At 59.0% G+C, this 11,828-nt stretch carries 11 protein-coding genes; 6 read left to right on the top strand and 5 right to left on the bottom strand.

Annotated features, from left to right (window positions below):
* Positions 1–23: 23 nt before the first annotated feature.
* Entirely contained in the window at positions 24–836 is an 813-nt protein-coding gene (locus HX823_RS00230; protein ID WP_177073830.1) for a bifunctional 2-polyprenyl-6-hydroxyphenol methylase/3-demethylubiquinol 3-O-methyltransferase UbiG, read from the top strand.
* Between the two features lie 136 nt (positions 837–972).
* On the opposite strand, the gene HX823_RS00225 is transcribed toward HX823_RS00230, so the two are convergent.
* Positions 973–1,359 (bottom strand): TIGR03067 domain-containing protein, encoded by a 387-nt coding sequence (locus HX823_RS00225; RefSeq protein WP_038850435.1) that lies wholly within the window; start codon positions 1,357–1,359, stop codon positions 973–975.
* Positions 1,360–1,761: 402 nt separating this feature from the next.
* Between HX823_RS00225 and HX823_RS00220 the strand changes: the two genes are divergently transcribed.
* Both HX823_RS00220 and lpxO read left to right on the top strand, forming a co-directional pair.
* Positions 1,762–3,075, top strand: a complete 1,314-nt coding sequence (locus HX823_RS00220) for a Wzz/FepE/Etk N-terminal domain-containing protein (RefSeq protein WP_177073829.1) — start codon at positions 1,762–1,764, stop codon at positions 3,073–3,075.
* Between the two features lie 253 nt (positions 3,076–3,328).
* Positions 3,329–4,228, top strand: a complete 900-nt coding sequence (lpxO, locus tag HX823_RS00215) for a lipid A hydroxylase LpxO (RefSeq protein ID WP_010210619.1) — start codon at positions 3,329–3,331, stop codon at positions 4,226–4,228.
* A gap of 21 nt (positions 4,229–4,249) precedes the next feature.
* Here lpxO and ligD read toward each other — a convergent pair whose 3' ends face one another.
* On the bottom strand, positions 4,250–6,709 hold the full coding sequence (gene ligD, locus HX823_RS00210) for a DNA ligase D (RefSeq protein ID WP_177073828.1): 2,460 nt from the start codon (positions 6,707–6,709) through the stop codon (positions 4,250–4,252).
* Between the two features lie 3 nt (positions 6,710–6,712).
* Entirely contained in the window at positions 6,713–7,543 is an 831-nt protein-coding gene (locus HX823_RS00205) for a Ku protein (RefSeq protein WP_038850440.1), read from the bottom strand.
* Positions 7,544–7,727: 184 nt separating this feature from the next.
* Between HX823_RS00205 and HX823_RS00200 the strand changes: the two genes are divergently transcribed.
* Both HX823_RS00200 and HX823_RS00195 read left to right on the top strand, forming a co-directional pair.
* On the top strand, positions 7,728–8,042 hold the full coding sequence (locus HX823_RS00200) for a hypothetical protein (RefSeq protein ID WP_038850441.1): 315 nt from the start codon (positions 7,728–7,730) through the stop codon (positions 8,040–8,042).
* Positions 8,043–8,054: 12 nt separating this feature from the next.
* A complete protein-coding gene (locus HX823_RS00195) occupies positions 8,055–9,212 on the top strand; it encodes a PQQ-dependent sugar dehydrogenase (protein ID WP_177073827.1) in 1,158 nt (385 codons plus the stop codon).
* 32 nt (positions 9,213–9,244) lie between these two features.
* On the opposite strand, the gene HX823_RS00190 is transcribed toward HX823_RS00195, so the two are convergent.
* Complete coding sequence (locus HX823_RS00190; RefSeq protein ID WP_033901169.1) at positions 9,245–9,724, bottom strand: nuclear transport factor 2 family protein; 480 nt, start codon at positions 9,722–9,724, stop codon at positions 9,245–9,247.
* A gap of 53 nt (positions 9,725–9,777) precedes the next feature.
* On the bottom strand, positions 9,778–10,341 hold the full coding sequence (locus tag HX823_RS00185) for a TetR/AcrR family transcriptional regulator (RefSeq protein WP_177073904.1): 564 nt from the start codon (positions 10,339–10,341) through the stop codon (positions 9,778–9,780).
* A gap of 125 nt (positions 10,342–10,466) precedes the next feature.
* On the opposite strand from HX823_RS00185, the gene pssA reads away from it, so the two are divergent.
* Positions 10,467–11,810 carry a CDP-diacylglycerol--serine O-phosphatidyltransferase gene (gene pssA / locus HX823_RS00180; protein WP_038850445.1) on the top strand — a complete coding sequence of 448 codons (1,344 nt, stop codon included), beginning with the start codon at positions 10,467–10,469 and terminating at the stop codon, positions 11,808–11,810.
* Positions 11,811–11,828: the final 18 nt, after the last annotated feature.

Below are 11,828 nucleotides of genomic sequence, written 5' to 3'. Positions count from 1 at the left end.
TGCTATGAATATCTGGAGACGCAATGGACATGCCCTCAGCTCAACAGGCAATCGCCTGCAACAAGGACGCCTGGGACCAATCCGCCAGCCTGCACAAAACCACGGACACCTGGAACGCGCTGCTCAACAGTGTCGGCGCGGCTGGCTTTTCTTGCCTGGACCCGACGCTGACCGGCTTGCTGCAAGACGTGGGTGTGAACGGTAAGGATGTGGTGCAACTGTGCTGCAACAATGGCCGTGAAAGCCTTTCGCTGTATGGCCTGGGTGCGCGTTCGGTGGTGGGCGTGGATCAATCCCGGGCGTTTCTGCAACAGGCCCGTGAACTGGCCGACGTCTCACCGCACAGCCCCGAGTTCATAGAAAGTGATATCCACCAATTGCCGCAACGTTTGCAGGCGCGTTTCGATATCGCGCTGGTGACCATCGGCGTGCTGGGCTGGATGCCGGATGTGGCGCAGTTCATGCGTCATGTCGCCAGCACCTTGAAACCCGGCGGCACGTTGGTGATGTATGAAACCCATCCATTCCTGGAAGTGTTCGATCCGCGTGCGGAAAACCCGTTCCTGCCGGCCAGTTCCTACTTCCAGCGTGAGCCGTTTGTGCTGCAGGAGTCGATTGTCTATGAAGGCCAGGGCGAGGTGGCAGGACCCACATCCTATTGGTACGTGCATACCCTGGGCGATGTGGTCAATGCTGCTATCTGCGCACAGTTGCAGATCGGCCACCTGCAGGAATACGCGCACTCCAATCGCGAAGAGCTGTACGACCAGTACGAGCACCAGCCGGCGCAGCTGCCGATGTGCTTTACCTTGACCGCCACCAAACTTCCCGGATAACGCCAGGTACACAGGCAAAAAAAGCCCGCGAGGAGAGGCGGGCCAAGGGATTCACTGGAGTAGGTAGGCTTCACCTTATCGCCCCGAAAGTGAAGGCTTTGTGAAAATCCAGTCGCAGGTTCAGATGACGCGCTAATCAGGTCAGACGCACGAAAGTGCGCATGGTTTGACCGGGGCCAGTACTGAATTCGAGGGGGCGGGGCATATGTTCATCGGCTGCAATGAACACAAACTCATTGCCTTGCAGCCGATAACTGGCGGGCAACTGTTTGCCTGCGTCATCGCCTATGGAGTCGATCCAGGTAATGCGCTTGGGGACGGTGCTGCTGTCCAGGAAAAATCGGCCAGCCAGTAATACTTCGCCATCGACGGTCTTCACTTCGAAGTGGTCGCCGGTAATCGTGGTGATTGCCCCAGGCGCGCTGTGGGCGTCGATTGGATTGAGCACACCACTGTCTTCGAGTGAAGTTTGCTCCCAGGCGCCTTGCAGGGCTTGAAAGTCCGGGTCTGGAATGGATGACATACAAATTCCTTTTTGCTGAAGGTTATTTCGGCTCTTGTTTCGGTAAAACACGCTGTTCTTTGTCATTAAACGTGCAATTACTCGTAGGAAAAGTCCTGTTTTTACGTTGGTATGCAATTTTTCGTTATTACGAAAAGCAATTGGCGCTAATTTGCCGGGCCGTGGGTAACGTCTTGACACGAACCGTCTATGCTCTGAGGGCTTGTCATAAAGTTATGACACCTGTGTCACTGAAATGAAACCGACTGCTGTTAGGTATAGGTTCAGGGAACTAGGTGGTGTCGTTGCTGGCAAAGGGCCGTGTGTGCCGCGTGCCTGGACGTTGCCCCCTGTTTAGTCAGAAGTTGATCAGGGCTTTTGTAGTAGGGCGCCTAATATCAACTCATCAGGGTGTAAAACAATTTGAACAACGCTCCTCAGCTTCAACATTTATCTTCGGATGAAATCGATCTCTTTGAACTGTTCGGCGCCATTTGGAAGCAGAAAACACTGATCATCGGCTGTACGCTGGTGATGGGCCTCCTGGGCGTCAGCTACGCGTATCTAGCGCCCAAGGTGTATCAGGTCAGCAGCGTGTTGCGGCCCGCCGCCCTCAATGAACTGGATGCCCTCAACCGCTCTGAAGTCTACAAGCTACCGCCGGCGGATGCGTTGGCCAAAGTCGCCGAGCAACTGGACTCGTACGAAACCCGTTTGGGCTTTTTTCGCGCCAATCCCGTGTTGTTTGAAGCGTTCCAGCAGCCTGGGCGCAGTCTGGAACAGAGTTTCGAGACGTTCAACAACAACGCCATCAGTCTAGTGATGCCGGACCCCAAGACGGCCGACGGTCATTCCATTCGCCTTGAACTGCAGTACCCCAATTCAATTGATGGGGTGGCGATTCTGAACGGATTCGTGGCTTATGCCCTTGCGCGGCAACAGGAGCAGGTAGGGGCGGACTTCAGGGGTATCGTCAATAATCGCCTCAGCGAAATCAAAGGCAAGATCGAGGCGGCGCGCGCCAGCTATGAAACCGATAAGGCGTCACAGATCGCCAGGTTGCTGGAGGCGGATAAAATCAAGCGCGCTCAATTACACGACGAACTCAGTGCCTTGCGCTTGCAGATGGAAACGCAGCGGACCAGCCGCCTGGCCGAGCTGGCCGAGGCCATCTCGATTGCCAAGGCAATGGGCATCAAGACTCCCACTACACCTTCTGCGATGGGCGCTGAAGCACTGCGCGGCTCCAGCCAAGTGATGCGCACTGAAGTGACCAATCAGAGAATCCCCATGTACTTCATGGGCACCGAGGCGCTGGAAGCCGAGCGAGCTGCCTTGGAGCGACGCACCAACAGTGACTTTACCAGCCCTCGCATTGCTGAAATCGGCAAGGAATTGCATATGCTTGAGGTCAACCGCAAGGTCGAAGTCCTCGGCAGTCGCGAGAATCAAGACACGTTCCTGTACCTGTATGACGTCGAGCGCCTCTGGGCCGAGGAAACTCGGCTGCGCAGCCTCAATACTGATATGAGCGCGTTGAAACTGGTAACGGTCGACCGGCAGGCGCAGGAACCGCTGGGACCGATTAAACCCAAAAAGCTATTGATCATCGTCTTGAGCCTGCTGGTAGGGCTGATGCTGGGCGTAGTGGTGGCGCTGATCCGATACTTCGTCCAAGTCCGCCGCCAAAATGGGCCGTTTTCGGTGTACGGGGAGCGCCAGCTGACACCCCGCTAGTCGTCGCTGCACCCATCGCGGGCTTGCCATTCGACAAGCCCGCCCATCCCATTCAGAAGACAGCTTTTCACAATTCCTAGTTAACTTTTAGTTACAACCTGTGGCTAAATAACTGCAAAGGGCCACGAGCCGGGTTGTCACTCAGCCGGTCGTGCCGATTGTGTGAATTGTGATTTCAGGTGCTGCTATTCAACCTCGGCCGTTGTGGGCACGCAGGAGCAGCCTGTTCTCTTCTGACTTGTGACGAAATCTCTTGAAACTCATCATTGTTGTTCTCTACGTTGCCTCGATTGCGTATGTACACCTGCGTGGCCGGGTGCGGCACAAGCTGGGCCGCCAGCTCAGTGATCATTCGACCTTCCTGGCACCGATCAACTGCTTTCTTTATCTCTTCTCCAAACTACCCAGCCGACCGTACCTCTCGCCCAGCGATTTCCCTGACCTGAGCCCGCTCCAGGAACACTGGGAAGAAATCCGCCTGGAAGGGCAGAACCTGATGCGTGCCGGGGAAATCAAGCGTTCAGATCAATATAACGATGTGGGTTTCAATTCGTTCTTCAAATCGGGCTGGAAGCGCTTCTACCTGAAATGGTATGGCGACAGCCATCCTTCAGCGATGAAACTGTGCCCGCGCACCACTGAGCTGGTGCAAAGCATCGGTTCGATCAAGGCCGCGATGTTCGCCGAGCTGCCGCCAGGCTCCAAACTGGTGCGCCACCGTGACCCGTATGCCGGTTCGTACCGCTATCACCTGGGCCTGGATACTCCGAACGATCCCGGCTGCTACATCAATGTGGATGGCGAAAACTACTACTGGCGTGACGGTGAGCCGGTGATGTTTGACGAGACCTACATCCACTACGCCGAAAACACCACGCAGCAGAACCGCATCATCCTGTTCTGCGACATTGAGCGCCCGATGAAGTACCGTTGGGCCGCGGCTTTCAACCGCTGGTTCAGCCGCAACGTGATGGCGGCCGCAGGCTCGCCCAACGATGCCGGGGACAAGACCGGTGGACTCAACCGCGCCTTTACGCGCCTGTACAAGATCCGCCTGCGCGGCAAGGAGCTGAAAAAACGCAATCGTACGCGCTACTACCTGGAAAAGTGGGCGATCTTTGCTGGGTTGGCGGCGATTTTCCTGCTGATCTAAGGCCCACCTCACGGGCGCTGTTCACTTCGGTGGATGGGCGCCCAGTTTGTCCCACATCTTCTTGCTGATCTTCTGTCGATTGGCATACCCGACCCACGGATCCGCTTTCAACGCGTTCAAGCGCCTAAGCAAATTGGCAACTGTCCATTGTTGTGCACTGCGCAGGTCCTGCAACTCCTCACGACTGACCGGGACCGACACGGGTAGCCCCGGCCGCGCGCGCACAGAGTATGCCGCTACCGTACTGGCACCGCGTGCATTGCGCAGGTAATCGATAAAGATCTTGCCAACCCGATTCTTGGGCCCCGATGTCGCGGTAAAACGTTCGGGCAACTGCTCGGTCATGAACTGGGCGATGGCCTTGGCGAATGCTTTGACGGTATCCCAATCGTCTCGGCGCGCAAGCGGCACGACCAGGTGCAGGCCCTTGCCGCCGCTGGTCTTGACGAAGGCTTGCAACCCCAACTCATCCAGCACCGACAGGGTCAGTTGCGCGGCCTCCAGCATGGTTTTCCAGGGCAATGCCGGGTCCGGGTCGAGATCAAGCACAAACTGGTCCGGGGTTTCGATCTTGTCCGAGGTGGCACCCCAGGTGTGAAACTCTACGCTGCCCATTTGCACCGCGCCGATCAACGCGCCGACGTTGTCGATTTCCATCAGCCGCGCGTGGCCCGGATCGAGTGCCTGATCCAGGTGCTTGATGTTGGGGATCGTCAGGCGCTCCGAGTGTTTCTGGAAGAACTGCTCGCCCTCGATACCCTCGGGTGCTCTCAGCAAGGACACCGGCCGATGCCGCAGGAAGGGCAGAATCCACTGGCTGATGCTCTCGTAGAACTGCGCCAGTTGCTGTTTTTGCGTACCGCTTTGTTTGTCGATCACGCGGTCTGGGTGAGTGATATTCACCTCACTGCGGGTCTTCTTGGCAGGCTTCATGGATTTGGCCGTTCGCGGTTGTTCATGAACAATCTGCGCCGCGGGCTTGTCAGTGCGCAGCCCGACGAATGCGGCTTGGCGGACCACGCCCTCGCGTGTCCACTCGGCAAACTGCACCTCACCGACCAACGTCGGCTGCACCCAATGCACACCCCGCGCTTGGGCACTGGACAGTGGTTTCTCCAGGGGCGATGTCTTGCGCTCCAGCGGCACGAGTTGCGCGTAGATGGCTTTCAGTGACGCTTGATCGAAACCCGTGCCCACACGCCCGGCGTATACCAGGCCGGATTCGTCATTGACCGCCAGCAATAACGCGCCGAACCCCGTGCGTGAACCCTGTGGCCGGGTATAGCCGACGATCACAAATTCCTGGCGCAGTCGGCATTTGAGTTTGATCCAGTCGGCATTGCGGCTGGAGGCATACGGACTGCCCAGGCGCTTACCGATCACGCCTTCGAGGGCCAAGTCGCAGGCGCTTTCGAAGATGTCACGGTGGTGCGCAGTGAATGCCTCGGAAAAACGTAGCAATTTGCTGCGGCTACCGGCCAGCGCGACCTTCAGAGCGGCACGGCGATCCTCGACCGGCGTCTGGCGTTGGTCTTGGCCGTTGAGAAAGGGGGCATCGAACACGTAGTAGACGATGTCGAGGCTACGGCCAATATCGAAGGCATTTTGCAGCGCCTGGAAGTCCGGCAGGCCATCGCCATTGAGGCTGACCACCTCGCCATCCAGCCAGCTGTCCTTGAGCTTCAGAGCCTGCAACGCCTTGACCTGGCGCGGCAGGCGGTCGGTCCAGTCGTGCCCGTTGCGGGTGAACAGGCGCACTTCGCCATCGCGTATGCGTGTGAGCATGCGGTAGCCGTCGAACTTGATTTCGTATTGCCAATTACCTTCCGGTGCGCGGTCCAGCAGGGTGGCCAACTGCGGGGTGAATTGCTCAGGGAGCTTGGTTTTCCTGGCTTTGGCTGGAGCCTTGGGTTGTCCCACTGAAGCATCGCTGAGCACGCTGTTCGGCTGGGCCTGGACGATATCGTAGTCGTCGGCCGCGCGCGCCTGCGGGTCCTTTTCCTTGATCAGCAACCACTGTTCCTTGTCGCCGCTGCCCTTCAAACGGGTGCGCACCAGTGCCCAGTCGCCGGACAGTTTCTCGCCAATCAGGGTGAATTTGAGCTTGCCGGCCGCGTAGGCTTTGCGGGGCTCGTCATGGGGCTGCCAGATGCCACGGTCCCACACGATGACATCACCGGCGCCGTACTGACCGGCGGGAATGCTACCTTCAAAGCCGCCGTAGCTCAGCGGATGATCTTCTACATGCACGGCCAGGCGCTTCTGGCTGGGATCCAGGCTCGGGCCTTTGGGCACGGCCCAACTGAGCAGCACGCCGTCGAGTTCCAGACGAAAGTCATAGTGCAGGTTGCGTGCGTCGTGCTTCTGGATCACGAAGGACAGCGCCGACACTTTGCGTTTAGCGCCAGGCGCACTGCCGGCCGGTTCGGCGGTTATCCCGAAATCGCGTTTGCGGTTGTATTCGCTGAGGGGCTTGGACATGACTCAAGAGGCCTTGGTGGATTTTTTCGTGGCTGGCTTCTTCGCGGGTTTGCCGGCCAGGCTGCGTTTGAGCAGTTCCGTCAGGTCGATCACATCGGCGGACTTGCGCTCTTCGCTGTCCTTGGTCTCCACATCCTCGATCTTGCCGGCCTTGGCTTTTTTGGCCACCAGCGCCATGATTTTTTCCTGGAAACTGTCGCGGTAGTCATCGGGCTGCCAGTCGGCGCTCATGTCGTCGACCAGGCGCTTGGCCATGTCCAGTTCGCCCTTGGCCAGGCTCGGTTTGGTCACGTCACTGCCCAGCTCCAGTTCGTCCAGGCTGCGCACTTCGGCCGGCCAGCGCAGCATCACCAGCACCAGCGCCGAGTCCAGGGGCATCAACGCCGCCAGGTGCTGCTTGGTGTGCAGCACCACATTGGCCAAAGCGACCTTGCGGGTTTTCCTGAGGGTTTCCCTTAGCAAGGCATAGACCTTGCCGCCACGCTTGTCCGGCGCGAGGAAGTAGGGGGTGTCGATGTTCTGCAACGGGATCTGGTCGCTGGCGACAAACGCGATGATCTCGATGGTCTGGGTCGACTTGGGGTGGGCCGAGCGGATTTCTTCTTCGCTGAGCACCACGTAGCGGCCTTTCTCGAACGCAACGCCTTTGACGATGTTGTCCTTGGTCACTTCTTTACCGGTGGTCTTGTTGATGCGCTTGTAACCGACCGGGTCCATGCTGCGCTTGTCCAGCCAGTCAAAGTCGACTCCTTGGGAGGAGGTGGCGGAGACCAGTGAGACCGGGATATGCACCAGGCCAAAGCTGATGGCGCCTTTCCAGATTGCCCGTGGCATAGGTGCGATTCCTTTTGAAGAGGCTGTGTTCTGGAGACTCGGAGGCGGTGGGAAAAGTTTCCCCGAGCAGATGCGCGGACAGATCGTGTTACACCTGATGAGAAACTATTTAGTGTCGAAAGCCGAACCCAAGGCGTAGCGTGTTATCGAAAGCACGTACTCCTCGCCCCAGAGAGGCTTTGTCATGAACAGTTGTATGCGTCACGTAGCAATGCTGGTGTTGGGCCTGGCCCTTATTCCCGCGGCCCAGGCGCAAAACTTGCCCGGCAGCAACAATGGCAACAACGGCCCGATCCACCGGGCCAATCCCAACAGCATGCAGGGCACCCAGCCGAATGCGCCGGCCGTTCGCGGTATCCAGACCGGGCCGACTACGCGCACGCCGACCCTGGAAAACGGCGGCATCGGCAACAGCTACCCCAAACGCAATGCCGCCCCCAGCCGCCCGGCCACCGAAACCAAAGCCCCCACTTATGATGCCAACGGCAATCGCCGGTAAGGATCCCGCCTTATGTTTCTACGCAAACGCCTGCTAGCCGCCCTGTGCGCCACCTCGTTGCTGCCGTTGACCGCCGCTTACGCCGCCGACGCCCAGCAGTTCCCCAGCGAACAGGGCAGCATCACCGCGACGCCGATCGCAAAAGGCCTGGACCACCCATGGGCGGTGGCCTTTTTGCCGGACAAACAAGGCTTCCTGGTGACGGAGCGCCCTGGTCACCTGCGCTTTGTCAGTCCCGAGGGCAAGCTGTCCGCGCCACTCAAGGGCGTGCCGCAAGTCTGGGCCAAAGGGCAGGGCGGTCTGCTGGATGTGGTGTTGTCGCCGGACTTCAAAGAGGACCGCACGGTCTACCTGTCCTATGCAGAAGGTGGCGGCGAGGGCGGTACCGCTGGCACAGCCGTGGGCCGTGGGCGGCTGGCGGCAGATCTGAGTGGCTTGACCGACTTCAAGGTGATCCTGCGCCAGGAGCCCAAGTTGTCGACCGGCAACCATTTCGGCTCGCGCCTGGCGTTCGACCGCGATGGCTACCTGTTCGTGACTCTGGGCGAAAACAACGATCGCCCGACGGCCCAAGACCTGGACAAGTTGCAGGGCAAGGTCGTGCGCATCTACCCGGACGGCCGTGTGCCGGATGACAACCCCTTTGTCGGCCAGCAAGGCGTGCGCCCGGAGATCTGGTCCTACGGCCAGCGCAACCCCCAGGGGCTGGCGCTCAACCCGTGGAGCGGTACGATCTGGGAAAACGAACACGGGCCGCGCGGAGGTGATGAGATCAACATCATCGAGCGCGGCAAGAATTACGGTTGGCCGTTGGCCACCCACGGCATCAATTACTCCCTGACACCGATTCCCGAAGCCAAGGGTAAAACGGTGGAAGGCACAGTGCCGCCCCATCATGTGTGGGAAAAGTCGCCGGGTATCAGTGGCATGGCGTTTTACGATGCGGATCGCTTCAAGCCCTGGCAGCACAACGTGTTTATCGGTGCGCTGGTCAGCCAGGAGTTGATCCGGTTGCAGTTTGATGGCGACAAGGTGATCCACGAGGAACGTTTGCTCGGCGGCCTGAAGGCGCGGATCCGCGATGTACGGCAGGGCCCGGACGGGTTCTTGTATGTGCTGACGGATGAAGATGATGGCGTGTTGTATCGGGTTGGGCTGAATCAGGATTAAGCAGTGGGGCCGGCAAACCGGCCCCACCTGTTTTACAGCCCCAAATCGGACAACCCCGGATGATCATCCGGGCGTCGGCCCAGCGGCCAGTGGAACTTGCGCTCGCTTTCCTTGATCGGTAGATCGTTGATGCAGGCAAAACGATTGGCCATCAGGCCGTTCTCGTCGAATTCCCAGTTTTCGTTGCCGTAGGAGCGGAACCAGTTGCCCGAATCGTCGTGCCACTCATAGGCATAACGCACCGCGATGCGGTTATCGGTGAATGCCCACAACTCCTTGATCAGGCGGTAGTCCAGTTCCTTGGCCCATTTGCGCGTGAGGAAACCTTTGGCTTCTTCGCGGTTATGCGCAAATTCGGCACGGTTACGCCACTGTGTGTCCAGCGTGTAGGCCAGGGACACCCGCTGCGGATCACGGGAGTTCCAGCCGTCTTCGGCCAGGCGGACTTTCTCGATGGCCGACGCGCGGGTGAACGGCGGCAGGGGCGGACGTGTTTCTACAGTCGATGACATTGGCAATTCCTCAATGAATAAGGATTGATCGGAAGTTGCGACTACTGGCAGGTTCAAAGTCCCAATAACGTTCGCGCCATGCATTGCGCATTATCGGCAGCCGTTGAATCGCCCATCACCAGGGCAACGGTAATGGCGCCATCGATCAGGATCAGCAGTTGCGCGGCCTGCCGTTCGGGGTCGGGGGTGCCATGTGCTTGACACAGTTCAAGTGCGTACTCGAACAGTTTCTGTTTATGCGCCTTGGCCAACAGGCGCACCGGGTCTTGCGGGTCACCGGTTTCACCACTGGTGTTGATGAACGCGCAGCCCCGGAAGTCAGCCGTGCCGAACCAATCCTTCAGCGCGCTGAACAGCGCCAGCAGGCGTTCTCCCGTGCCATCGCGGCGTTCCACTTCAGTGCGCAGCCACTGCATCCAGCGCTCATCGCGACGCTGCAGGGCGGCCATCACCAACTCGTCTTTATTGGCAAAGTAGCGGTAGATACTTTTTCTCGAGACACCGGCGGTTTTCACCAGGAAGTCCATGCCGGTGGCGGCGATGCCATGGCGATAGATCAACTTTTCAGTGACGTCGAGGATAATGTCGCGGGTTTCATTACTGGTCATGTTGTTCATGTTGCGAACAGTAGAACGATCGTTCTTCTTGGTCAATTAAAATTTTTCCATGCGCCGCAGCGAGACCTGAGCACCCCCATGGTGTAAGCTCGGGGCCTCTTCGGATTCGACCCATTGCGAGCCTTATGCCGTCGTTCTTCAAACGCTCCCTGTTGCCCAAACTGCGCGGTTTCCCCCTCACTCCCGATGCCCTTGAGGTGCTGTCTGGCGCCGACGCCTATCGTCGCTGCCTGCTGGAGAAAATTGCCCAGGCCACCCGGCGCATCTATATCGTCGCGCTGTACTTGCAGCAGGACGAAGCGGGGCAGGAAATCTACGACGCCCTGCACGCCGCCAAGGCTGCACGCCCGGAGTTGGACATCGTGGTGGTGGTCGACTGGTTGCGCGCCCAGCGTGGTTTGATCGGCGCCGGCAAACAACCGGGCAACAGTGCCTGGTACCAGGCCATGACTCAAAGCCACAGCAGCGAAGTGCCGGTGTACGGCGTGCCGGTGCAAACCCGCGAGTTGTTCGGCGTGCTGCACCTCAAGGGCTTTGTGATCGACGACACGGTGCTGTACAGCGGCGCCAGCCTGAACAACGTGTACCTGCACAAGTTCGACAAGTACCGCTTCGACCGCTACCACTTGATCCACAATCCAGCGCTCGCCGATTCCATGCAGCACCTGGTGGAGCACGGCCTGGTGGCGTCCAAGGCGGTCAATCGCCTGGACCTGCCCAACCCGCCCACTACCCGCAGCCTGCGCAACGATATCGGCGATCTGCGCAGCCGCCTGAAGCACGCGGCTTACGACACCACGGCCGGGCAACTGCCCAATGGTCACCTGTCAGTCAGCCCTTTGCTCGGGGTCGGCAAGAACAACCCCCTGAACCGGGTGATTCTCGAACTGATCGCCAGCGCCCAGCATCAGCTCACCATCTGCACCCCGTACTTCAACCTGCCGCTGCCGGTGACCCGTGAAATCAACCGCGCCCTGGCGCGTGGGGTGAAGATCGATATCGTGGTCGGCGACAAGACTGCCAACGACTTCTACATCCCGCCCAGCGAGCCGTTCAAGGTCATTGCGGCGCTGCCTTACCTCTACGAAATCAGCCTGCGCCGCTTTGCCAAGCGCCATCAGCCGATGATCGACAGCGGCCAGTTGAACCTGCACCTGTGGCGTGACGGCGATAACACCTACCACCTCAAGGGCATGTGGGTAGACCAGCGCTACACCTTGCTCACCGGCAACAACCTCAACCCGCGCGCGTTCCGCCTTGACCTGGAAAACGCCTTGTTGATCGATGATCCCAAAAGTGAATGGCTGGCGCCGCGACGCACCGAACTGGCGCAGATTTTCCAGCACACCACGCGGATCGAGCGTTATCAGGACCTGCAAACGCTGCCGGATTACCCGGAGGCAGTCGGCAAGTTCCTGCGCCGTGTCAGCCGTGTGCGGATCGAACGCTTGCTGTACCGCATCCTGTAAACCTGCGGCCAAAAAAAG

This window comes from Pseudomonas sp. P7759 (assembly GCF_013386445.1).
Lineage (GTDB): Bacteria > Pseudomonadota > Gammaproteobacteria > Pseudomonadales > Pseudomonadaceae > Aquipseudomonas > Aquipseudomonas azotoformans_A.
This window is presented reverse-complemented; position numbering and strand designations above follow the sequence as displayed.